General features: G+C 61.7%; 22 protein-coding genes. 13 read left to right on the top strand and 9 right to left on the bottom strand.

Annotated elements, in window-relative coordinates:
* Positions 1 to 7: 7 nt before the first annotated feature.
* Complete coding sequence (locus tag KSS97_RS08020; protein ID WP_217861427.1) at positions 8 to 1,066, bottom strand: DUF2066 domain-containing protein; 1,059 nt, start codon at positions 1,064 to 1,066, stop codon at positions 8 to 10.
* A gap of 364 nt (positions 1,067 to 1,430) precedes the next feature.
* Between KSS97_RS08020 and purM the strand changes: the two genes are divergently transcribed.
* The 4 genes from purM (at position 1,431) to KSS97_RS08000 (ending at position 4,471) form a co-directional block, all read left to right on the top strand.
* Positions 1,431 to 2,489, top strand: a complete 1,059-nt coding sequence (purM, locus tag KSS97_RS08015; RefSeq protein ID WP_217861426.1) for a phosphoribosylformylglycinamidine cyclo-ligase — start codon at positions 1,431 to 1,433, stop codon at positions 2,487 to 2,489.
* An 11-nt stretch (positions 2,490 to 2,500) separates the two neighbouring features.
* The gene (gene purN / locus KSS97_RS08010; protein ID WP_217861972.1) at positions 2,501 to 3,151 is read left to right on the top strand and encodes a phosphoribosylglycinamide formyltransferase; all 651 of its coding nucleotides are present in this window, start codon (positions 2,501 to 2,503) and stop codon (positions 3,149 to 3,151) included.
* 8 nt (positions 3,152 to 3,159) lie between these two features.
* A complete protein-coding gene (locus KSS97_RS08005) occupies positions 3,160 to 3,873 on the top strand; it encodes a DUF3108 domain-containing protein (RefSeq protein WP_030142402.1) in 714 nt (237 codons plus the stop codon).
* Between the two features lie 403 nt (positions 3,874 to 4,276).
* On the top strand, positions 4,277 to 4,471 hold the full coding sequence (locus KSS97_RS08000) for a hypothetical protein (RefSeq protein WP_030142403.1): 195 nt from the start codon (positions 4,277 to 4,279) through the stop codon (positions 4,469 to 4,471).
* Positions 4,472 to 4,636: 165 nt separating this feature from the next.
* On the opposite strand, the gene KSS97_RS07995 is transcribed toward KSS97_RS08000, so the two are convergent.
* From KSS97_RS07995 to cysM, 5 genes are all read right to left on the bottom strand, one after another.
* Positions 4,637 to 5,176: a DUF2058 domain-containing protein gene (locus KSS97_RS07995; protein ID WP_030142404.1), complete on the bottom strand. Its 540-nt coding sequence runs from the start codon at positions 5,174 to 5,176 to the stop codon at positions 4,637 to 4,639.
* Between the two features lie 26 nt (positions 5,177 to 5,202).
* The gene (gene mazG / locus KSS97_RS07990; RefSeq protein WP_217861425.1) at positions 5,203 to 6,036 is read right to left on the bottom strand and encodes a nucleoside triphosphate pyrophosphohydrolase; all 834 of its coding nucleotides are present in this window, start codon (positions 6,034 to 6,036) and stop codon (positions 5,203 to 5,205) included.
* A gap of 134 nt (positions 6,037 to 6,170) precedes the next feature.
* On the bottom strand, positions 6,171 to 8,417 hold the full coding sequence (gene relA, locus KSS97_RS07985) for a GTP diphosphokinase (protein WP_030142406.1): 2,247 nt from the start codon (positions 8,415 to 8,417) through the stop codon (positions 6,171 to 6,173).
* Positions 8,418 to 8,518: 101 nt separating this feature from the next.
* Positions 8,519 to 9,889, bottom strand: coding sequence for a 23S rRNA (uracil(1939)-C(5))-methyltransferase RlmD (rlmD, locus tag KSS97_RS07980; RefSeq protein WP_217861424.1), 1,371 nt, complete (start codon positions 9,887 to 9,889; stop codon positions 8,519 to 8,521).
* Positions 9,889 to 10,791, bottom strand: a complete 903-nt coding sequence (gene cysM / locus KSS97_RS07975) for a cysteine synthase CysM (RefSeq protein ID WP_030142408.1) — start codon at positions 10,789 to 10,791, stop codon at positions 9,889 to 9,891. The genes rlmD and cysM overlap by 1 nt, the downstream gene beginning before the upstream one ends.
* Positions 10,792 to 11,069: 278 nt before the next feature.
* Here cysM and KSS97_RS07970 point away from each other — a divergent pair, with 278 nt between their 5' ends.
* The 4 genes from KSS97_RS07970 (at position 11,070) to KSS97_RS07955 (ending at position 15,947) form a co-directional block, all read left to right on the top strand.
* The gene (locus KSS97_RS07970; RefSeq protein ID WP_198798073.1) at positions 11,070 to 13,820 is read left to right on the top strand and encodes a response regulator; all 2,751 of its coding nucleotides are present in this window, start codon (positions 11,070 to 11,072) and stop codon (positions 13,818 to 13,820) included.
* 111 nt (positions 13,821 to 13,931) lie between these two features.
* Positions 13,932 to 14,921 (top strand): 2-hydroxyacid dehydrogenase, encoded by a 990-nt coding sequence (locus KSS97_RS07965; protein ID WP_217861423.1) that lies wholly within the window; start codon positions 13,932 to 13,934, stop codon positions 14,919 to 14,921.
* 187 nt (positions 14,922 to 15,108) lie between these two features.
* Entirely contained in the window at positions 15,109 to 15,543 is a 435-nt protein-coding gene (locus KSS97_RS07960) for a hypothetical protein (protein ID WP_030142411.1), read from the top strand.
* On the top strand, positions 15,543 to 15,947 hold the full coding sequence (locus tag KSS97_RS07955) for an META domain-containing protein (RefSeq protein WP_198798075.1): 405 nt from the start codon (positions 15,543 to 15,545) through the stop codon (positions 15,945 to 15,947). The genes KSS97_RS07960 and KSS97_RS07955 overlap by 1 nt, the downstream gene beginning before the upstream one ends.
* A gap of 170 nt (positions 15,948 to 16,117) precedes the next feature.
* Here the strand turns inward: KSS97_RS07955 and KSS97_RS07950 are convergent, their stop codons facing one another.
* Entirely contained in the window at positions 16,118 to 16,585 is a 468-nt protein-coding gene (locus KSS97_RS07950; protein ID WP_198798076.1) for a TlpA disulfide reductase family protein, read from the bottom strand.
* A 104-nt stretch (positions 16,586 to 16,689) separates the two neighbouring features.
* Here KSS97_RS07950 and arsC point away from each other — a divergent pair, with 104 nt between their 5' ends.
* Genes arsC through KSS97_RS07935 form a run of 3 tightly spaced genes read left to right on the top strand, consistent with a single transcriptional unit; the run spans position 16,690 to position 18,063 of the window.
* A complete protein-coding gene (gene arsC / locus KSS97_RS07945) occupies positions 16,690 to 17,043 on the top strand; it encodes an arsenate reductase (glutaredoxin) (RefSeq protein ID WP_198798077.1) in 354 nt (117 codons plus the stop codon).
* Positions 17,040 to 17,645 carry an NAD(P)H:quinone oxidoreductase gene (wrbA, locus tag KSS97_RS07940; protein WP_181288516.1) on the top strand — a complete coding sequence of 202 codons (606 nt, stop codon included), beginning with the start codon at positions 17,040 to 17,042 and terminating at the stop codon, positions 17,643 to 17,645. The genes arsC and wrbA overlap by 4 nt, the downstream gene beginning before the upstream one ends.
* On the top strand, positions 17,638 to 18,063 hold the full coding sequence (locus KSS97_RS07935; RefSeq protein ID WP_217861422.1) for a DUF2069 domain-containing protein: 426 nt from the start codon (positions 17,638 to 17,640) through the stop codon (positions 18,061 to 18,063). Before wrbA ends, KSS97_RS07935 begins: the two co-directional genes overlap by 8 nt.
* Before the next feature lie 98 nt (positions 18,064 to 18,161).
* Here the strand turns inward: KSS97_RS07935 and KSS97_RS07930 are convergent, their stop codons facing one another.
* The gene (locus KSS97_RS07930; RefSeq protein ID WP_217861421.1) at positions 18,162 to 18,836 is read right to left on the bottom strand and encodes a DNA-3-methyladenine glycosylase I; all 675 of its coding nucleotides are present in this window, start codon (positions 18,834 to 18,836) and stop codon (positions 18,162 to 18,164) included.
* Positions 18,837 to 18,903: 67 nt separating this feature from the next.
* Positions 18,904 to 19,728, bottom strand: coding sequence for a tRNA 2-thiocytidine(32) synthetase TtcA (gene ttcA / locus KSS97_RS07925; RefSeq protein WP_030142418.1), 825 nt, complete (start codon positions 19,726 to 19,728; stop codon positions 18,904 to 18,906).
* Between the two features lie 430 nt (positions 19,729 to 20,158).
* Between ttcA and KSS97_RS07920 the strand changes: the two genes are divergently transcribed.
* Together KSS97_RS07920 and KSS97_RS07915 are read left to right on the top strand one after the other, a co-directional pair.
* The gene (locus KSS97_RS07920) at positions 20,159 to 20,761 is read left to right on the top strand and encodes a Yip1 family protein (RefSeq protein WP_030142419.1); all 603 of its coding nucleotides are present in this window, start codon (positions 20,159 to 20,161) and stop codon (positions 20,759 to 20,761) included.
* 159 nt (positions 20,762 to 20,920) lie between these two features.
* The gene (locus KSS97_RS07915; RefSeq protein WP_030142420.1) at positions 20,921 to 21,415 is read left to right on the top strand and encodes a SprT family zinc-dependent metalloprotease; all 495 of its coding nucleotides are present in this window, start codon (positions 20,921 to 20,923) and stop codon (positions 21,413 to 21,415) included.
* Positions 21,416 to 21,421: the final 6 nt, after the last annotated feature.

Raw genomic sequence — 21,421 nt, 5'->3', positions numbered from 1 at the left:
GAAGAAACTACCAGCGGAACCGCAGATTGGCCGCCGGCGCCAGCGCTGGCTGGGCGGGCGCAACGGTCCCATCGACGGCGGGCTGGGCTGCAGGCGGTGGCGCAACAGCCTCACCGGCGGGGATTTCCTGCAGCTTCGCCAGGGCCAACTGCGCCTTCAACTGCTCGGCACTGCCGTTGACCTTGTAGAAACTCATGTCACCCTCGACCCGCTGCAACTGCCCAGCGAACGGTTCGAGCAACCGCCCCAGCGCCGCGTAACGCTCAAGATTCATGCCCTGCACTTCCAGCAACTGCTCGGTCGCCACGCCCGGCTTGGCCACGAAACGTGGTGCCAGGCGCTGGCTCACCGCCAACATTACGGCATCGGCCAATGCCGCCGGATCAGCCCCTTGCGCGCTGCCTTGTTCGCGCTGGTCGCCCAACCACAGGCGCCAAGTCGCTTGCCATTGGCCCCCCTCTTCTTTCGCGTGGACAGCCAGCAAGGCGTCGGAGCCATAACGCTCCGAAGCATTACGCAACGGGGCCGGATCATTGCCTTCCAGGCTGGGTGCCGTCGCGACAATCTGCTCGCTCAGGTCAGCCAGCGGCAAGTGCAACGGCAAACCCCGGTGCTGAGCGGCACGGCGCAGCGGCGTAGCGCTGCCTTGCCCATCCCCCACCAGGCTGGAACCTTCCGCGGAATCATTCAGCCACCAGGCCAGGATCGAAGGACGATTCGCTCCCCAAAGTGATAGACCCGCCGAGCGCAACGCGCGATCGGTGCTGGCGGGATCGAAGTCCACCTGCAGGCTCTCAGGCGGACCGGCATCGTAGCCGTATTGAAGAATGATTTGCTGCGGGTCCTTGCGGATCGCCGCCAGGCCTGGGTTCTGCGCAGCCTTGGTGTCACCGGTCAGGCGCAGCACCAAGGTGTCCAGGGCTCGCAATGTCGCCTGGTTACGCTCGTCCGGCGCCTGGCTGCTGACCGGCTCACGCACCTGGTAAAGGTTATTGAGGGTTTCGGCATGGCTCGCGAGGCTGACCAGCGACAAGCAGCCAACAGACAAGAATTTGAACAAACGCATGGAAGATTCCCGGACATAACGGCTGGCACCGGCCGTGTGGAGAAGATTGAGCATGGCTGTGACACGGCACCAGGCAAAACATTCACCTGCCCGATGCAAGTTTCCACGGTCATAACCATAGTCGCTTACCGCTACACCTTATACAGACGCGTCGCACAGTACCAATACAAGAAATATCGGTTTTTTTTGGCGGATATGTCCCTGCCCGTCGGCGCGAGGATGGCCGCTGCTCCACAAGCCTGATAAAATCGCGCGCCTTCGCAGACCGGCAATGGCTGGGCACCCGGAATAATTCGTACAACGGTTATTCAACGGCCCCGGCGATCGGTCGTTACCCAGAAATCCCCCTTTAAAGGCCTGGATCATGAGCAAGCAACCCTCCCTGAGCTACAAGGACGCCGGTGTAGACATCGACGCCGGTGAAGCATTGGTCGAACGCATCAAGAGCGTCGCCAAGCGCACCGCGCGCCCGGAAGTCATGGGCGGCCTGGGCGGTTTCGGCGCCCTCTGCGAGATCCCGGCCGGCTACAAGCAACCGGTCCTGGTCTCGGGCACGGACGGCGTCGGCACCAAGCTGCGCCTGGCCCTGAACCTGAACAAGCACGACAGCATCGGCATCGACCTGGTGGCCATGTGCGTGAACGACCTGGTGGTCTGCGGCGCCGAACCGCTGTTCTTCCTTGACTACTACGCCACCGGCAAGCTGAACGTCGACACCGCTGCCCAGGTCGTGACCGGCATCGGCGCCGGCTGCGAGCTGTCCGGTTGCTCCCTCGTCGGCGGCGAAACCGCTGAAATGCCTGGCATGTACGAAGGCGAAGACTACGACCTGGCCGGCTTCTGCGTCGGTGTCGTGGAAAAAGCCGAAATCATCGACGGCTCGAAAGTCGCGGCTGGCGATGCCCTGCTCGCCCTGCCATCTTCCGGCCCGCACTCCAACGGCTACTCGCTGATCCGCAAGATCATCGAAGTGTCCGGCGCCGACATCGAGAACACCCAGCTCGACGGCAAGCCGCTGGCCGACCTGCTGATGGCCCCGACCCGCATCTACGTCAAGCCGTTGCTCAAGCTGATCAAGGACACCGGCGCCGTCAAGGCGATGGCCCACATCACTGGCGGTGGCCTGCTGGACAACATCCCGCGCGTGCTGCCAAAAGGTGCCCAGGCCGTGGTCGACGTGGCGAGCTGGACCCGCCCGGCGGTATTCGACTGGCTGCAAGAAAAAGGCAACGTCGATGAAACCGAAATGCACCGCGTGCTGAACTGCGGCGTGGGCATGGTCATCTGCGTGGCCCAGGAGCACGTCGAAACCGCCCTGAACGTATTGCGTGAAGCCGGCGAACAGCCTTGGGTCATCGGCCAGATCACCACTGCGGCGGAAGGCGCTGCACAAGTCGAGCTGAAAAATCTTAAGGCACATTGATGCACGAGCAGATGCCTGCAACCTGTAACGTCGTGGTGCTGCTGTCCGGCACCGGCAGTAACCTGCAGGCCCTGATCGACAGTACGCGGACCGGCGACAGCCCGGTCCGCATCCGCGCGGTGATCTCCAACCGCGCCGACGCCTACGGCCTGCAACGCGCCAAGGATGCGGGAATCGACACCCGCGTCCTGGATCACAAGGCGTTCGAGGGCCGCGAAGCCTTCGACGCCGCGCTGACCGAACAGATCGACACCTTCAATCCGCAACTGGTCGTACTCGCCGGCTTCATGCGTATTCTCAGCGCTGGCTTCGTGCGGCACTACCAGGGACGCCTGTTCAATATCCATCCCTCGCTGCTGCCCAAATACAAAGGGTTACACACTCATCAGCGAGCGCTGGAGGCCGGAGACACGGAGCATGGCTGCTCGGTGCACTTTGTCACCGAGGAACTCGATGGCGGACCACTGGTCGTACAGGCAGTAATACCGGTAGAGTTGCACGACACGCCGCAAAGCCTGGCGCAACGGGTCCATGCCCGCGAGCACCAGATCTACCCGATGGCCGTGCGTTGGTTTGCCGAAGGACGGCTGACCCTCGACGATCGCGGTGCTTCACTGGACGGCCAGTTGCTCGCCGCCAGCGGCCATTTGATTCGATACTAGGAGATTTTATGCGTCGCGCCCTGCTCTTCGCTTGCGCTCTGCTTGCCTTGCCCCTGGCACAGGCCGCAGACCTTCAACCGTTCTCCGCCAGCTACACCGCCGACTGGAAACAGTTGCCCATGAGCGGCACCGCCGAGCGCAGCCTGACCAAGGAGGCAAACGGTACCTGGAAGCTGAGCTTCAAGGCTTCGATGATGATCGCCAGCCTGACCGAAGAAAGCACCCTGACGCTGGACAAGGACACCTTGCTTCCGCAGTCCTACCACTTCGAGCGCGGTGGCCTGGGCAAGGCCAAGAAGGCTGACCTGGACTTCGACTGGAACACCAAGATGGTCACCGGCACCGATCGCGGTGACGCGGTCAAGATCCCGCTGAACCGGGGCATGGTCGACAAATCGACCTATCAGCTTGCCCTGCAGCATGACGTGGCGGCCGGCAAGAAAAGCATGAGCTATCAGGTCGTCGATGATGGCGAAATCGATACCTATGATTTCCGCGTGCTGGGCTCGGAAAAAGTCGACACCAAGGCTGGCCAGATCGACGCGATCAAGGTCGAGCGCGTGCGCGACCCGACACAGAGCAAGCGCATCACCGTGCTCTGGTTCGCCAAGGACTGGGACTACCTGCTGGTACGCCTGCAACAGGTCGAGACCGACGGCAAGGAGTACAACATCATGCTCCAGGACGGCACGGTCAACGGCAAGGCTGTGAAAGGCAGCTGATCCACGCCGATAACACCAAGCCCCGCAAATGCGGGGCTTTTTGTTGCCCGGATTTCAAACCCACCCAATGGGCCTTTGGGAGTAAACCTGTGGGAGCGAGCTTGCTCCGGGCGGCGATCCGACGATAGCGCCGGATCAGCCAACTCCACTATCAACTGACACACTGCTATCGCGAGCAAGCTCGCTCCCACAGGTTTTATTTGCGCTCACGCCTGGCAACATGAAATCTTTTTCATGAACACTACCTGCGACCGAATGCCGCGCCCTGCCTGGCCTGCAGGATTGTTGCGCTTTTCATGAAAACTTCTTAACAGACCAGGGCATTTACTTAGCACGCTACCAAAATCTATAACAAAACCCTGCACACGCCTTGCTGCAGATAACAGAGATTGGAGCTTGCAAGATGACTGTGAAAGTAACTGAACGAGACGACGCCCACATGTCCCACGAAGGGATTGCCGCCGGTATCCGGATCTGGGACGTGCATCAACAGGACATGCTGGTAGGGATGTTCCACTCCGAGACGGACGCCCACAGCTACAAGGCCGAGCTGGAGCGCGAGGAGCGGCAGCGTTTGCGTGAGACAGCTGAATCCTGAACCACACAAAACACCTGTGGGAGCGAGCTTGCTCCGGGCGGCGATCCGACGATAGCGTTGTATCAGTCAATGTCTCCGTCACTGATATACCGCTATCGTCGGATCGCCGCCCGGAGCAAGCTCGCTCCCACAGGGTTTGTGTTCAACTCAATAGCATTGTCCCGCTTACCACATCAAATCATCAGGAATCTGATAGGCCGCGTACGGATCATCGGCATCGACTTCTTCGGTCTGGGTGTTGAGCTGGACGATGCGCTTGGGGTCGCGTTCCTGGATCTTCAGCGCCGCTTCGCGCGGGATCACTTCGTAGCCGCCGGCATGGTGAACGATCGCCAGGGAGCCGCTGCTGAGCTTGTTGCGCATCAGCGTATTGACCGAGATGCGCTTGACCTTCTTGTCGTCGACAAAATTGTAGTAGTCCTCAGTGGTCAGCTTCGGCAGGCGCGAGACTTCGATCAATTGCTTGATCTGCGCAGCCCGGGCTTTCTGCTCGGCCTTTTCCTGCTGCTGGCGATTGAGTTCCTGGTCGCGCTTGACCTTCTCGGCCATGGCTTCCTGGGCAGCACGCTGCTGGGAATCATCCAGTTCGATCTGGCCTTTGTGGGCCAGGCGTTGCTGTTTCTGTTTCTCTTTGCCGACCTGCTTGGCCTGCTTTTGGTTGACCAGCCCTGCTTTGAGCAACTGGTCGCGAAGGGAAAGGCTCATGGTGCTTACTCACTTAGGCAACGGCCTCAGCCACAGCTGGGCAAATTCTTTTCCTGACGTTTGGCTTCGCCCCATAAGGCGTCCAACTCTTCGAGGGTGCAATCTTCCATGGGACGGTGGGTGTCGCGCAATGCCTGTTCGATAAATCGGAAACGGCGCTCGAACTTCGCGTTGGCGCCACGCAGGGCTGTCTCGGGGTCCACCTTGAGGTGTCGCGCCAGGTTGACCACGCTGAACAACAGATCGCCCACCTCATCGCTGATAGCCGCGGGATCGTTGTCTGCCATGGCTTCGAGCACTTCGTCCAGCTCTTCCCTGACCTTATCGAGTACCGGCAACGGCCCCGGCCAGTCGAAACCCACCTGGCCAGCACGCTTCTGCAGTTTTGCCGAACGGGACAAGGCCGGCAGCGCCGCCGGGACGTCGTCGAGCAACGACAGCTGCTCGGGCGCCGAAGCCTTCTCGGCACGTTCTTCGGCCTTGATTTCTTCCCAGCGTTGCTTGACCTGCTCTTCGCTCAATCGCGGGATATCCACCGGTGCATACAAGTCACCGGTAGGAAACACGTGGGGATGGCGACGAATCAGCTTGCGCGTGATGCTGTCGACCACGCCGGCGAATTCGAAACGGTTCTCCTCCCGAGCCAGCTGGCTGTAATACACCACCTGAAACAGCAAGTCGCCCAGTTCACCCTGCAAGTGATCGAAATCGCCGCGCTCGATCGCATCGGCCACTTCGTAGGCTTCTTCCAGGGTATGGGGGACGATGGTGGCGTAGGTTTGCCTGATGTCCCACGGGCAACCATATTGCGGATCCCGCAGGCGGTTCATCAGGTGGAGCAGGTCTTCGAGGCTGTACATCAATCCATCCCGTCACAAAAAAACCTGTGGGAGCGAGCTTGCTCGCGATTGCGGTGTGTCAGATAACCTTGATGCGTCTGATATACCGCTATCGCGAGCAAGCTCGCTCCCACATAAACCAAGACAACCAGCAATCACCCCGGTGTCCGATTCCGCCGCGTCTCGATGATGTTCGGCAACTGGGAAATCCGCCCCAGCAACCGTCCCAATGCATCCAGCCCCGGAATCTCGATGGTCAGGGACATCAGCGCGGTATTGTCTTCCTTGTTCGAACGAGTGTTGACTGCCAGCACGTTGATCCGCTCGTTGAGCAACACCTGAGACACATCACGCAGCAGGCCGGAGCGGTCGTAGGCGCGAATGACAATGTCCACCGGATAGGTGAGCACCGGCACCGGGCCCCAACTGACCTGGATGATCCGTTCCGGTTCGCGCCCCGCCAATTGCAGCACCGAGGCGCAGTCCTGGCGGTGAATGCTCACGCCGCGGCCTTGGGTGATGTAGCCGACGATCGCATCCCCCGGCAACGGCTGGCAGCAGCCGGCCATCTGCGTCATCAGGTTGCCCACGCCCTGGATCTGGATATCGCCGCGCTTGCCGGGCTTGTAGCCGGTGGCCTTGCGCGGGATCAGCTCCAGTTGTTCGTTGCCACGCTCCGGCTCCACCAACTGCTGGGCCAGGTTGACCAGTTGCGCCAGGCGCAAATCGCCGGCACCGAGGGCGGCGAACATGTCCTCGGCAGTCTTCATGTTGGCTTTTTCGGCCAGCTTGTCGAAGTCCACCTGCGGCAGGCCGAGGCGACTCAGCTCGCGCTCGAGCAAGGTCTTGCCGGCGGCGACGTTCTGGTCGCGGGCCTGCAATTTGAACCAATGGACGATTTTCGCCCGTGCCCGCGAGGTGGTGATGTAGCCCAGGTTCGGGTTCAACCAGTCGCGGCTCGGCGTGCCGTGCTTGCTGGTGATGATCTCGACCTGCTCACCGGTCTGCAGGCTGTAATTGAGCGGCACGATCCGCCCGTTGATCTTGGCGCCACGGCAGTTGTGGCCGATCTCGGTGTGGACCCGATAGGCGAAGTCCAGCGGCGTCGCACCCTTCGGCAAGTCGATCGCATGGCCGTCGGGCGTGAAGATGTAGACCCGGTCAGGTTCGATATCGACCCGCAGCTGTTCCGCCAGGCCGCCGATATCGCCGAGCTCCTCGTGCCATTCCAGCACCTGGCGCAACCAGGAGATTTTCTCTTCGTAATGGTTGGAGCCGGACTTGACGTCGGTGCCCTTGTATTTCCAGTGGGCGCAAACACCCAGCTCCGCTTCTTCGTGCATGGCGTGGGTGCGGATTTGCACTTCCAGCACCTTGCCTTCCGGGCCGATCACGGCAGTGTGCAGCGAGCGATAGCCGTTTTCCTTGGGGTTGGCGATGTAGTCGTCGAATTCCTTCGGGATGTGCCGCCACAAGGTGTGGACGATCCCCAGCGCGGTGTAGCAGTCGCGCATTTCCGGAACCAGCACGCGAACGGCGCGAACGTCGTAGATCTGGCTGAATTCCAGCCCTTTGCGCTGCATTTTTCGCCAGATCGAATAGATGTGCTTGGCGCGGCCACTGATATCGGCTTCGACGCCGGTGGCCTGCAGTTCTTCGCGCAACTGGGTCATCACATCGGTGATGAAGCGCTCGCGATCCAGGCGTCGCTCATGCAGCAGCTTGGCGATCTGCTTGTATTGGTCGGGCTCCAGGTAGCGGAAGGACAAATCCTCCAGCTCCCACTTGATATGACCAATACCGAGGCGATGGGCCAGCGGTGCATAAATGTCGAAAACTTCCCGGGCAACGCGATTGCGCTTCTCGTCGTCGGCGGATTTCACGGCACGGATCGCGCAGGTGCGCTCGGCCAGCTTGATCAATGCGACGCGCACGTCGTCAACCATCGCCACCAACATCTTGCGCAGGTTTTCCACCTGGCCCTGGGTGCCCAGCACCATGGACTGGCGCGGGCTGAGGCTGGCGCTGATCGCCGCCATGCGCAGCACGCCGTCGATCAGCTTGGCGACCACGGTGCCGAAGCGCTGGCTGACCACTGGCAACTGGATCTGCCCTTCGCGCACGCCACGGTACAGCACCGCGGCGACCAGTGAATCCTGGTCCAGCTTGAGGTCGGCGAGAATTTCCGCGATCTCGAGGCCTGTCTGGAAACTCGACGTGCCTTCGGACCACAGGTTCTTCGCCGCGTTGTGCTGCTGTTCCGCCTCGCGAGCGAACTCGCAGGCGGCCTTCAAGGCTTCGCGATCCAGTGCCGTGTCGATACTGACCGCGTGATCGAGCCAAGCCTCGAGATTGATACTGCCGTCGGTGTTGATCGGCTGGTGTGCTCTCACCTGTACCATCTTTACTTACCTTCCCTACGACGCAGATTCAATGCGTCAACATCGCTGACCTTCGTTGCCCGTGTTTCCGCCCAGGGCCGTGGCGGACTGGCACGAACGGGTCAGTCGGACAAGCCATCCTGGCTCGCTTCAAATAACGCCATGGCCTCGACATGCGCCGTTTGAGGAAACATATCGAGAATCCCGGCACGTTTTAACCGGTAGCCCTGCTTGATCAGTTCGACCGTATCCCGGGCCAAAGTTGCCGGGTTGCACGATACATAAACCAACCGTCTGGCACCCAGGGACGACAGCTTGCGTACCACCTCGAAAGCACCGTCACGGGGTGGGTCCAAGAGTACCGCAGAAAAGCCTTCGCCGATCCATTCGGCACCCACCAAAGGCTGGGATAAATCGGCCTGAAAAAAAGCAGTGTTATGCAAATTGTTGCTGAGGGCGTTGGCCGCGGCACGGTCGACCATGGTCTGCACGCCTTCCACCGCCACCACCTCGCGCACGCTTTTGGCGAGTGGCAAGGCAAAATTGCCCAGGCCACAGAACAGATCCAGCACGCGCTCTTCGGATCGAGGCGCCAGCCATTGCAAGGCCTGGGCGACCATAGCCTCGTTGACGGCGGCATTCACCTGGATGAAATCCCCTGGCCGGTAAGCCAGGTCCAGGCCCCAGGTTTCCAGGCGATAGCCCAAGGACAATTCGGGATCGACCGGTTGCGGCTCGCCTTCGCCATGCAGCCATAACTGGGCTTCGTGGAGCGCGCAGAAATCCTTGAGGAGCGTCAGGTCGGCGTCCGACAGCGGCGCCATGTGCCGCAACAACAGCGCCACGGACGAACCGGCGAACAATTCAACGTGGCCCAATGCCTGGGGCTTGCCCAAGCGGCGAAGCATTTCCGGCAAGCGGCTCATGATCGGCTGCAAGGGCTGTACCAGCACTGGGCATTCGTCGATGGCGACGATGTCCTGGCTGCCGACGGCACGGAAACCCACTTCGAGTTTTTTTGCTTTCTGGTCCCAACGAACCGCCACCCGGGCGCGACGCCGGTAACCGAATTCCGGCCCGCTCAAAGGCTCAGCCCACTCCTCCGGCTCGACGCCCGCCACCCGTGACAGTTGCTCGGCGAGCATGCGCTGTTTCAGGGCGAGTTGTTCGTTGTGGGGCAAGTGTTGGACGCTGCAGCCGCCGCAGCGACCAGCATGGACACACAGCGCGGCACGACGCAGCTCGCTGGGCGAAAACACCCGTTCGGTGCGGGCCTCGACCACTTTGCCGTGGGCCCCGAGCACCCGCGCCTCGACCTCTTCGCCGGCCAGCGCACCGATGACAAACCAGGTGCGCCCGTCGACAAAGGCAATGCCACGGCCATCGTTGGCCAGGCGCTCGATGGTCAGGCGCTGCTTTTTGCCGGTGGGCACTTGCGGGGCCCGGCTTCCGCCGCTGGGCTGGAAGCGCAAGCCTCGTTCTTGCTTGGCCATCAGTTGGGCGCGTCGAAAATGCCGGTCGACAGGTAACGGTCGCCACGGTCGCAGATGATCGCGACGATCACTGCATTCTCAACTTCCTTGGACAAGCGCAGCATGCCCGCCACGGCACCGCCGGAAGACACGCCGCAGAAGATGCCTTCTTCGCGAGCCAGGCGACGGGTCACGTCCTCGGCTTCGCTCTGGGCCATGTCGATGATCCGGTCCACGCGCTCGGCCTGGTAGATCTTCGGCAGGTATTCCTGGGGCCAGCGGCGAATGCCGGGGATCGCCGAGCCTTCCATCGGCTGCAATCCGACGATCTGTACGTTCGGGTTCTGTTCTTTCAAATAGCGCGAGGTGCCCATGATGGTGCCAGTGGTGCCCATCGAGCTGACGAAATGGGTGATCGTGCCGTCGGTCTGGCGCCAGATCTCCGGGCCCGTCGTGGTGTAGTGGGCCTCGGGGTTGTCACCGTTGGCGAACTGATCCAGCACCTTGCCACGGCCTTCGGCCTGCATGCGCTCGGCCAGGTCGCGAGCACCTTCCATGCCCTCTTCCTGAGTCACCAGGATCAGCTCGGCGCCATAAGCCGTCATCGCGGCTTTACGCTCGGCGCTGGAGTTGTCGGGCATGATCAGGATCATCTTGTAGCCCTTGATCGCCGCAGCCATCGCCAGGGCAATGCCGGTGTTGCCGGACGTCGCCTCGATCAGCGTATCGCCGGGCTGGATCTGCCCACGCAACTCGCCACGGGTGATCATCGACAGCGCCGGGCGGTCCTTGACCGAACCCGCCGGGTTGTTCCCTTCGAGCTTGAGCAGAAGCGTATTGCTGGTCGCGCCGGGCAGGCGCTGCAAACGAACCAGCGGAGTGTTGCCGACGCAATCGGCGATGGTTGGGTACTGCAAAGTCATGGCGTATTCGCAATCCGGGCTGCGGGGGCGCCTATCATACCGGCAAACCCCGCCAGGCCATATCACGCAAAGTAAGGGGGTTATGGCTTATGGGAATAAGCGAGCGCATACCCAGCCCCCCACACCCGACTTCCCTTGGTTGCGGTGCCCATGGATCACGAACCCGGCGTCCGTGAATTTTTACGAAGATCACCTGCCCGCAAATCGCTACACTGCGCAGGTATTGCGTGCCGGATGCGCGCAAAGCTCAATCAGACCGCTGGATGCAGGAGACAAGTGTGCTCAAGAAACTGGGAATCAAAGGCCGCGTCCTGTTGCTGACCCTGTTGCCGACCAGCCTGATGGCGCTGGTTCTGGGCGGCTATTTCACCTGGATGCAGCAGTCGGACCTGCACGCCCAGTTGCTGCAACGGGGCGAGATGATCGCCGAACAGCTGGCCCCGCTGGTTGCGCCGGCGATGAGCCAGCACGACACCGATCTGCTGGAGCGCATCGCCACCCAGTCCCTCGAACAAGCGGACGTACGCGCCGTGACCTTCCTCGCCCCCGACCGCTCGCCCCTGGCCCATGCCGGCCCGACCATGCTCAACCGCGCGCCCGACGGCAACAGTACGCAGTTGCTGCAACGCACCGGTAACGACGCGACGCGTTACTTGCTGCCGGTGTTCGGCAAGCACCGCAACCTGGCGGGTGAACTGATTCCCGAGGAAGCCGACCGCCTGCTGGGCTGGGTCGAGCTGGAGTTGTCCCACAGTGGCATGTTGCTGCGCGGTTATCGCAGCCTGTTCGCCAGCCTGTTGCTGATCGCCGCCGGCCTGGGATGCACCGGGCTGCTGGCCTTGCGCATGGGTCGCACCATCAATCGCCCGCTGAGCCAGATCAAGCAGGCCGTGGCGCAGCTCAAGGATGGCCACCTGGAAACCCGCCTGCCGCCGCTGGGCAGCCAGGAATTGGATGAGTTGGCGTCGGGCATCAATCGCATGGCGGGCACGTTGCAGAATGCCCAGGAAGAATTGCAGCACAGCATTGACCAGGCCACTGAAGACGTGCGCCAGAACCTGGAAACCATCGAGATCCAGAACATCGAGCTGGACCTGGCGCGCAAGGAAGCCCTGGAGGCAAGCCGGATCAAATCCGAATTCCTGGCAAACATGAGCCATGAAATCCGCACGCCGCTGAACGGCATCCTGGGTTTCACCCATTTATTGCAGAAAAGCGAGCTGACTCCGCGCCAGCTCGACTACTTGGGCACCATCGAAAAATCCGCCGATAGCCTGCTCGGGATCATCAACGAGATCCTCGATTTTTCGAAGATCGAAGCCGGCAAGCTGGTACTCGACAACATCCCGTTCAACCTGCGGGACCTGTTGCAGGACACCCTGACCATCCTCGCCCCCGCCGCCCATGCCAAGCAGCTGGAATTGGTGAGCCTGGTCTACCGCGACACGCCTTTGTCGCTGGTGGGCGACCCGCTGCGCCTCAAGCAGATCCTCACCAACCTGGTGAGCAACGCGATCAAGTTCACCCGCGAAGGCACCATCGTCGCCCGCGCCATGCTCGAAGACGAGCATGAAGACAGCGTGCAATTGCGCATCAGCATCCAGGACACGGGCATCGGTCTCTCCGCCCAGGACGTCCGGGCGCTGTTCCAGGCCTTCAGCCAGGCCGATAACTCGCTGTCCCGGCAACCTGGCGGCACCGGGCTGGGCCTGGTGATTTCCAAGCGGCTGGTGGAACAGATGGGCGGCGAGATCGGCGTGGACAGTACGCCCGGCGAAGGTTCGGAGTTCTGGATCAGCCTGCGCCTGCCCAGGACCCGGGACGACGCCGAGGACTTGCCCGGCCCACCGCTGCTGGGTCGACGCGTCGCCGTCCTGGAAAATCATGAGCTGGCCCGCCAGGCCTTGCAGCACCAGCTGGAAGATTGCGGCCTGCAGGTCACGCCGTTCAATTCGCTGGAAAACCTGACCAACGGTGTCACCGTCGCCCACCAGACCGACCAGGCCATCGACCTGGCCGTGCTCGGTATCACCAGCAACGACATGCCGCCGGAACGCCTCAACCAGCACATCTGGGACCTGGAACACCTGGGCTGCAAAGTCCTCGTGCTTTGCCCGACCACCGAGCAGACGCTGTATCACCTCTCTGTTCCCAACCCCCACAGCCAGCTCCAGGCCAAGCCCGCCTGCACCCGCAAGTTGCGCCGCTCGCTGTCCGACCTGGTCAATCCGCGCCCATTGCGCAACGAACCCAACGAACCGGCGCCCAGCCGTGCCCCCAAAGTGCTGTGCGTGGACGACAACCCGGCCAACCTGCTGCTGGTGCAGACCTTGCTCGAGGACATGGGCGCCAGGGTGCTTGCGGTTGAAAGTGGTTACGCAGCGGTCAAGGCCGTGCAGAAGGAAACCTTCGACCTGGTCTTGATGGACGTGCAGATGCCCGGCATGGACGGTCGCCAGAGCACCGAGACGATTCGCCAGTGGGAAAGCGAGCGACACTGCTCGCCGCTGCCGATCGTCGCCCTCACCGCCCACGCCATGGCCAACGAGAAACGCGCCTTGCTGCAAAGCGGCATGGATGACTACCTGACCAAGCCCATCAGCGAGCGGCAACTGGCCCAGGTCGTGCTCAAATGGACCGGCCTGGCCTTGCGCAACCAAGTGCCGGACCGAGGCTGGGACGGCCATGGCAGCGGAGAGCTGCTGGTGCTCGATCACGAAGAAGGCTTGCGCCTGGCCGCGGGCAAGGCCGATCTGGCAGCGGACATGCTGGCAATGCTGCTGGCCTCCCTGGAAGCCGACCGCGAAGCCATTCGCCAGGCCAGCGAAGCCAACGATCACAACGCCCTGATCGAACGGGTCCACCGCCTGCACGGTGCCACGCGTTATTGCGGCGTACCGCAATTGCGCGCGGCCTGCCAGCGCAGCGAAACCCTGCTCAAGCAGCAGGATCCCAAAGCGGCGGCGGCCCTTGAGGACTTGGAGCGCGCCATCGATCGCCTGGCCAGCGAGGCGCGTATCAGTGCCTGATCCAGGGCAATACCCTGGAAATCGGAATCACTGAAAATCCCCGCTCCGCCCCCGGACTGTAGGAGCTCCTACGCAGTTCCTACAGGCTTTTCTTTTTGCCAGGAAGCCGTCATGCGCGCCATTCTTTTCAGCAGCCAGACCTACGACCGTGACAGTTTCAGCAACGCGCCCGTACCTGCCAACCTGGAACTGCAGTTTCAACCTGCACGCCTGAACCTCGACACCGTGGCCCTGGCCGAACGGCACGAGGTGGTGTGCGCCTTCATCAACGACGATCTCAGCGCCCCGGTGCTCGAACGACTGGCTGAAGGCGGCACGCGGCTGATCGCCTTGCGTTCGGCTGGCTACAACCATGTCGACCTGCTCGCCGCCAAACGCCTGGGATTGAGCATCGTCCGGGTGCCGGCCTATTCGCCCCATGCCGTGGCCGAACATGCGGTGGCGTTGATCATGATGCTCAACCGATGCCTGCACCGGGCCTGCAACCGCACCCGGGATGGCAACTTCAGCCTCAACGGGCTGACCGGCTTCGACCTGGTGGGCAAGACGGTGGGCGTGATCGGTACCGGCCAGATCGGCGCGACCTTCGCCCGGATCATGGCCGGCTTCGGCTGCCAGTTGCTGGCGTACGACCCTTATCCCAATCCCCAGGTCGAAGCCCTGGGCGCCCGTTATGTGCCGCTCGCCGATCTGCTGGCGCAAGCGCAGATCATCAGCCTGCATTGCCCGCTCAACGAACAGAGCCGACACCTGATCAACGCCCGTTCCCTGGAAACCATGCAACGCGGCGCGATGCTGATCAACACCGGTCGCGGCGGCCTGGTGGACACACCGGCACTGATCGAAGCGTTGAAAAGCGGCCAGTTGGGGTATCTGGGACTCGATGTCTATGAGGAAGAAGCCCAACTCTTCTTCGAGGACCGCTCCGGCCTGCCATTGCAGGACGACGTTCTCGCACGACTGCTGACCTTTCCCAATGTCGTCGTGACCGCCCACCAGGCATTCCTGACTCGGGAAGCCTTGGCGGCGATCGCCACCACTACCTTGGACAATATCGCGGCCTGGGCCGCCGGCGCGCCGCAGAACCTGGTGATCAACTAACCCCTCCTGTGGGGGCGAGCCTGCTCGCGAATGCGGTGTGTCAGCTGACATCATTACTGATGGATAGACCGCTTTCGCGAGCAGGCTCGCTCCACAGGGGATGCATGGAGTTTCGTCGGCCTGCCTTCCATCTGGATCATTCCAAGCCATGCCCCGTGCTAGCATGTCGCGCCTATTTGGAGGACCCATGGCCGAACACGATTTCCGCTACACCCTGATGAACCCACAGCACACCTTGACCGAGGTCCGCGCGCTGGCGCCGGGTCGTTATCAGGTCACCGGCAACGGCGGTTCGATCCAGGCCAACGATGTATTGCTCGTCACCCTCAAGGGCAGCAAGGATTTGTCCATGCGACTGACCGTGGACACCGTTCGCCATCTGCTCAAGCCGATGGGCCAATGGACCGCCATGACCACCGGCCCGGTGTTCGGCGAACTGGCGATCCACACCTGGCAGGTCAATTGCGACCGCTGCGCCAAGGAGCTGAGCTTCGAATTCGCCGTCGATGCCAAGCTTGGCACCAAGGCCCAGAAGCCAGCCGCCACTGCGCGCATCGCCGAGTTGGGCTGGACGACGGTCGGCGAAAAACACCTGTGCCCTCAATGCCAGGAAGCCGCTTGATGAAACGCCTGGTCCTGGCCGCGCTGATCGGCGCCGGCCTGCTGGGTTGTGCCGGCGAGCCGGTGCAACTGCAACAAAACCGCAGCTACATCCTTGAATGGATTGGTGAGCGACCATTGATGGATTACAGCCACCTGACCATCACCCTGGGCGATGATGGCCGGGCCTATGGCAATGCCGGCTGCAACCATTGGTTTGCGCCGTATACCCTGGAAGGCCATCGGTTGAGTTTCGGCAAGGTTGGCAGTACCCGCAAACTCTGCGCCCCGGCAGTGATGGAGCAGGAGACGCGTTTCTTGCAGGCGCTGGAGAAGGTAGAGCGCTGGGACGTTTCGCCCATCGAACAGATGCGTTTCTGGCCCGCCCAGGGCAAGCCGCTGCGTTGGTGGTTGGAAGAAGGCTGAGAACAGCTGTTCGGGTTAACTGTGTGGCGAGGGAGCTTGCTCCCGCTGGACCGGTCCGACGCGTCGGGCGTAGCAGGCCCCTGCTTTCTACCTAACACACCGCAGTGGCAGATCCAAGGGGGCCGCTTCGCGGCCCAGCGGGAGCAAGCTCCCTCGCCACAAAAGCCCCATTATTTCAGCGCCTGCAACGCCTCCAGCTTCGCCATCACCGCCGCCGCCGTCTGCTCGCCCAGCAACTGCTCACGCACCTTACCTTGGTTATCGATGATGTAGGTCACCGGCAGTCCTTCGCTGCGTGGAAGGTCGAAGATCTCGGCCGGGTCACGGGCCAGCACGGTGAAATGAATGCCCATCTTGTCGCTGGCACTCTTGAGTTCCTCGCCCTGTACCTGATCGAAGTTGACGCCGAACACCCCCACGTTCCGTCCCTTGAGCTGTTCGGCCAAGGCATTGAATTCCGGAATTTCAGTGCGGCATGGCGCGCACCACTCGGCCCAGTAATTGAGCACCACCCATTGTTTGTCCAACCGTTGCGAAGCAATGGGCTGGCCGTGCTGATCCACGCCGTAATCGTTTCCACAGCCGGCGAGCAATAAAATGCCGATGAATGTCATTGCCGCCGCCAATCGCCTTGTCATGTGCCAATCCTTGCCTGAAATGTGAACGCTGGCCGCCCATCAGGTGCTAGGCGCCTCGCTGCACAGTAGAATAGCCGCCACCTTACGCAAGATGCGACCCGCTCATGACTGATCTGACGCTTTATCACAACCCGCGCTGCTCGAAATCCCGCGGTGCGCTGGAACTGTTGGAAGCCCGCGGCCTGGCGCCCACCGTCGTCCGCTATCTGGAAACCCCGCTGGACGCCGCGCAGCTCAAGCGCCTGCTGGGCAAGCTCGGCATCGGCGCGCGGCAGTTGCTGCGCACGGGCGAGGACGAGTACAAGACCCTGAACCTGGCCGACGAAAACCTGGCCGAGGACGATCTGATCGCCGCCATCGTCGCCCACCCGAAACTCATGGAACGGCCGATCCTCGAAGCCGGGGAAAAAGCCATTATCGGCCGTCCGCCGGAAAAGATCCTGGAGATCCTGCCGTGACCACGCCGTACATCCTGGTCCTGTATTACAGCCGCAGCGGCTCCACCAACGAAATGGCCCGGCAAATCGCCCGGGGCGTCGAGCAGGCCGGGCTGGAAGCCAGGTTGCGCACGGTGCCGGCGATTTCCACGGAATGCGAAGCGGTGTCGCCGGATATCCCGGAACAGGGCCCGCTCTACGCCACGCTCGATGACCTGAAGAACTGCGCCGGCCTGGCCCTGGGCAGCCCGACCCGTTTCGGCAACATGGCCGCGCCGCTCAAATATTTCCTCGACGGCACCAGCAACCTCTGGCTGACCGGCGCCCTCGTGGGCAAGCCAGCCGGCGTGTTCACCTCCACCGCCAGCCTGCATGGCGGCCAGGAAACCACGCTGTTGTCGATGATGCTGCCCCTGCTGCACCACGGCATGCTGATCACCGGCCTGCCCTACAGCGAATCGGCCCTGATCGATACCCAGGGTGGCGGTACGCCCTACGGCCCGAGCCATCACGCCGGCGCCGACGGTAAAAGCGGCTTGAACGCGCATGAAGTCGAGCTGTGCCGAGCCTTGGGCCTGCGCCTGGCGAAAACCGCTCTATTGCTGGAGAACGGCCGTGGCTAAGAAGCCCAAGATCCTCCCACCGGTCCACTGGCTGGAACCGCGCGTACGCATCGCCCGCGCCCTCAGCCTGCTGTGCTTTTTCGGTTTGGTGGGGTTGCTCAGTGCGTATTACTTGCTGATCGCCGACCTGCACGGCGCGCGCCCTTGGGTGATCCTGCTGATCGAGCTGGTGCCGCTGTTGATCCTCGCGCCGGGCATGCTCATCGGCAGCGCCCGCGGGCATTCCTGGATGTGTTTCGTGGTGAACCTGTATTTCATCAAGGGCGCATTGGCCGCGTACGACCCGAACCGGCAGTGGTTCGGCGTGCTGGAAATGGCGGCGAGCGTGGCGGTGTTCTGCTCGGCATTGCTGTATGTGCGCTGGCGGTTTCAGTTGAATCGGCGGCTGGCTGGCGAAGGCGAGCCCTCCGTCGCCTGATACACCGCTATCGCGAGCAAGTTCGCTCCCACACTGGATTTTTGAACGCTGAAATCCCCTGTGGGAGCGGGCTTGCTCGCGAAGGGCGCGACGCGGTCTCAATGATTGACGGTATAAGCCAGCATCATCGATATCTGCGACATCGGCCGCCCGCCGCTCTCTTCATGCCACTGGTTGAAGGCATTCTGCACCGTCGCCAGGTCCCGCAGGCTGGTGGGGACTTTGTCGATGATGTCCTGGGCATTGAGCGCCGCGACCACGTCGTAACTGGGCACGAACGTGTCCTTGCCCATCATCCGCAGGAAGCGGGGTGCCGACAGGCCGCCCAGTTGATGGCCGTGTTTTTTCAGATAAGTCCACAGGCCGACGATCTCGGTCACCGGCCAGTCGGCGACCAGCGCGCCGAAACTGCCTTTTTCATGGGCCACGTCCAATATCAATTGCGCATTGCGCGGTACGCTCTTGAGCTTGCCCAGGTGGCGGATGATCCGCGCATCCTGCATCAGCCGCTCCAGGTGCTCGGCACTCATCAGCACGACTTTTTCCGGGTCGAACTTGAAGAACACTTCTTCGAACGCCGGCCACTTGGCGTCCACCAGGCTGTGCTTGAGCCCGGCACGGAATACTCGCAGCGCCATGGTCGAGAGGTAGCGGTCGTCGCTGATCTTGCGCAGTTGCGCCGGGGTCTTGGGTACAGGCAGGTGGGCTTCCAGTTCAGCCGCCGAACCGAAGCGGTTCAGACAATACTCGTGCAGCCACTTGTAATCGCGCATGCCCTCTCCTGGGGTCGGAAACGAAAACGGCGCTCGCAAGCGCCGCAAGAAAATGTCGCTGCAACCGTCAGAGATTCACCACATTGACGAACCGCGGCGTGGCGTTTTCATCGATGCGCAGGTTGGTAAAATCGAACAGGTTGCGATCCGCCAGTTGCGACGGAATGACGTTCTGCAAGCCGCGAAAAATGCTCTCGGTACGCCCCGGAGTCTTGCGTTCCCATTCCTGGAGCATCTCCTTGACCACTTGGCGCTGCAGGTTTTCCTGGGAGCCGCACAGGTTGCAGGGGATGATCGGGAACTGCTTGAAATCCGAATAGGCCTGGATGTCCTTCTCGTTGCAATAGGCCAACGGGCGAATCACCACGTTGCGCCCGTCGTCGGCACGCAGCTTGGGTGGCATGGCCTTGAGCGAGCCGTTGTAGAACATGTTCAGGAAGAACGTCTCGACGATATCGTCGCGGTGATGACCCAGGGCCATCTTGGTCGCGCCAATCTCGTCGGCGAAGGTATAGAGCGTCCCGCGGCGCAGGCGTGAGCACAGCGAGCAGGTGGTCTTGCCCTCGGGAATCAGTTCCTTGACCACCGAATAGGTGTCTTTCTCGACGATGTGGTACTCAACGCCCAACGACTCGAGGTAGGCCGGCAGCACATGCTCGGGGAACCCGGGCTGCTTCTGGTCCATGTTCACCGCGACGATGTCGAACTTGATCGGTGCAACCTTCTGCAGATGCATCAGCACGTCGAGCAAGGTGTAGCTGTCCTTGCCGCCGGACAGGCAGACCATGACCTTGTCGCCGTCCTCGATCATGTTGTAGTCGGCGACCGCCTCACCGGCCAGGCGGCGCAGGCGCTTTTGCAGTTTGTTCTGGTTGACCGTAAGAGTGCCCATGACGCGAAATCCGTGAGGTGTGACGAAAGGCCGGCATTTTACGCAAAAAATCCGCCGTCGGCGAAGGCTGATGACAGGCACTTTTGTGGCGAGGGGATTTATCCCCGTCGGGTTGCGCAGCACCCCCTGCGTTTAGCCTGACACTGCGCGGTGGTATGGGAATAATTGGGGCCGCTGCGCAGCCCAGCGGGGATAAATCCCCTCGCCACAGTAAAATCCGGCGCGCCAGAAACCTCGCGCACAGACCTAACGGCGATTAGCGCTCCCGGCTACAGCGCGATTTGCTCTAAGCCCCCCATCCCCCTCGCCGCCACTCCTTTCTATACTGCGGCATAAGGTCGCACACACTTACAGACCTTAACTTACCCGGCCACTTGGCCCGTAGGCGCTCCGTTGGGGGGCGATGGCAATAACAAAGGAGTGACTGACTATGATCCATCATGTCGTGGGGCTCTTTACCCACCCTGATCAAGAATGGAAAGAAATCCGTGGCGATCAGGAGGAAAGCATCAGCCACATGTACCTCACCCACACGCTGATCCTGGCGGCCATCCCGGCGGTGTCGGCGTTCATCGGTACCACGCAGGTGGGATGGGTCATCGGCAATCGCCCACCGGTCATGCTCACCCAGGAGAGCGCGCTGTGGATGACCATCATGTCCTACCTGGCCATGTTGGGCGGCGTGGCGGTGATGGGTGCGTTCATTCACTGGATGGCCCGCACCTATGACGCCAGTCCGAGCCTGGCCCGGTGTGTCGCGTTTGCCACCTATACCGCGACTCCATTGTTCATTGGTGGCCTGGCGGCGCTCTATCCACACATGTGGCTGGGGATGATCGTCGGCACTGCGGCGATCTGCTACACGGTCTACCTGTTGTACGTGGGCCTGCCGACGTTCATGAACATTCCCCAGGACGAAGGCTTCCTGTTTTCCAGCTCGGTGCTTGCCGTCGGCCTGGTGGTGCTGGTGGCTATCATGGCGTTCACGGTGATTGTCTGGGGGCTGGGCGTTGGTCCGGTCTATACCAATTGAAGGATTGAGGCTCTCCAACAAAAAACGATCTGCCACCACAGGCCGCCGCAAGGCGGCCTTCCTCTGTCTCTGGATCTGCCGGGACGACCATTGGGCACCTGGGCGATTCGCAACGGCCAGCGCTTGCGGCATACTCGCCTTTCTGGAGACCCGTAAAGCATGCTCGAGCAACTCAATACCCGCGTCGAAGAGTGTTACCAACAAGCCGAATCCTTTTTCAAACGTCCTTTCAAACGCCCGGTGGTCAGCCTCAAGTTGCGCGGCCAGAAAGCCGGCGTCGCGCATTTGCATGAAAACCTGCTGCGCTTCAACCCGCAGCTGTACCAGGAAAACGCCGAAGACTTCCTCAAGCAGACGGTGGCCCACGAGGTGGCGCACCTGATTGCCCATCAGTTGTTTGGCGACCGTATCCAGGCCCATGGCGAGGAATGGCAACTGATCATGCGTGGAGTCTACGAACTGCCACCCAACCGTTGCCACACCTACGAGATCAAACGCCGCACCGCGACCCGCTACATTTATAAATGCCCGTGCGACGGCAGCGATTTCCCGTTCACGGCCCAGCGCCATCGCCTGGTGCGTCAGGGGCGGCGGTATTTATGCCGCAGTTGTCGCAATACCTTGGTGTTCAGTGGGGAGACGCGGGTCGAATAGTGCTTT

This window comes from Pseudomonas alvandae (genome assembly GCF_019141525.1).
In the GTDB taxonomy this organism is placed as follows: Bacteria; Pseudomonadota; Gammaproteobacteria; order Pseudomonadales; family Pseudomonadaceae; genus Aquipseudomonas; species Aquipseudomonas alvandae.
The sequence above is the reverse complement of the archived record's forward strand: the minus strand, read 5'-3'. Positions and strand labels throughout refer to the sequence as shown.

What these genes read in the sequence shown, in the direction of transcription:
- KSS97_RS08020 (WP_217861427.1), bottom strand. Translation starts at nt 1,066, where the DNA reads ATGCGTTTGTTCAAATTCTTGTCTGTTGGCTGCTTGTCGCTGGTCAGC.
- purM (WP_217861426.1), top strand. Translation starts at nt 1,431, where the DNA reads ATGAGCAAGCAACCCTCCCTGAGCTACAAGGACGCCGGTGTAGACATC.
- purN (WP_217861972.1), top strand. Translation starts at nt 2,501, where the DNA reads ATGCCTGCAACCTGTAACGTCGTGGTGCTGCTGTCCGGCACCGGCAGT.
- KSS97_RS08005 (WP_030142402.1), top strand. Translation starts at nt 3,160, where the DNA reads ATGCGTCGCGCCCTGCTCTTCGCTTGCGCTCTGCTTGCCTTGCCCCTG.
- KSS97_RS08000 (WP_030142403.1), top strand. Translation starts at nt 4,277, where the DNA reads ATGACTGTGAAAGTAACTGAACGAGACGACGCCCACATGTCCCACGAA.
- KSS97_RS07995 (WP_030142404.1), bottom strand. Translation starts at nt 5,176, where the DNA reads ATGAGCCTTTCCCTTCGCGACCAGTTGCTCAAAGCAGGGCTGGTCAAC.
- mazG (WP_217861425.1), bottom strand. Translation starts at nt 6,036, where the DNA reads ATGTACAGCCTCGAAGACCTGCTCCACCTGATGAACCGCCTGCGGGAT.
- relA (WP_030142406.1), bottom strand. Translation starts at nt 8,417, where the DNA reads ATGGTACAGGTGAGAGCACACCAGCCGATCAACACCGACGGCAGTATC.
- rlmD (WP_217861424.1), bottom strand. Translation starts at nt 9,889, where the DNA reads ATGGCCAAGCAAGAACGAGGCTTGCGCTTCCAGCCCAGCGGCGGAAGC.
- cysM (WP_030142408.1), bottom strand. Translation starts at nt 10,791, where the DNA reads ATGACTTTGCAGTACCCAACCATCGCCGATTGCGTCGGCAACACTCCG.
- KSS97_RS07965 (WP_217861423.1), top strand. Translation starts at nt 13,932, where the DNA reads ATGCGCGCCATTCTTTTCAGCAGCCAGACCTACGACCGTGACAGTTTC.
- KSS97_RS07960 (WP_030142411.1), top strand. Translation starts at nt 15,109, where the DNA reads ATGGCCGAACACGATTTCCGCTACACCCTGATGAACCCACAGCACACC.
- KSS97_RS07955 (WP_198798075.1), top strand. Translation starts at nt 15,543, where the DNA reads ATGAAACGCCTGGTCCTGGCCGCGCTGATCGGCGCCGGCCTGCTGGGT.
- KSS97_RS07950 (WP_198798076.1), bottom strand. Translation starts at nt 16,585, where the DNA reads ATGACAAGGCGATTGGCGGCGGCAATGACATTCATCGGCATTTTATTG.
- arsC (WP_198798077.1), top strand. Translation starts at nt 16,690, where the DNA reads ATGACTGATCTGACGCTTTATCACAACCCGCGCTGCTCGAAATCCCGC.
- KSS97_RS07930 (WP_217861421.1), bottom strand. Translation starts at nt 18,836, where the DNA reads ATGCGCGATTACAAGTGGCTGCACGAGTATTGTCTGAACCGCTTCGGT.
- ttcA (WP_030142418.1), bottom strand. Translation starts at nt 19,728, where the DNA reads ATGGGCACTCTTACGGTCAACCAGAACAAACTGCAAAAGCGCCTGCGC.
- KSS97_RS07920 (WP_030142419.1), top strand. Translation starts at nt 20,159, where the DNA reads ATGATCCATCATGTCGTGGGGCTCTTTACCCACCCTGATCAAGAATGG.
- KSS97_RS07915 (WP_030142420.1), top strand. Translation starts at nt 20,921, where the DNA reads ATGCTCGAGCAACTCAATACCCGCGTCGAAGAGTGTTACCAACAAGCC.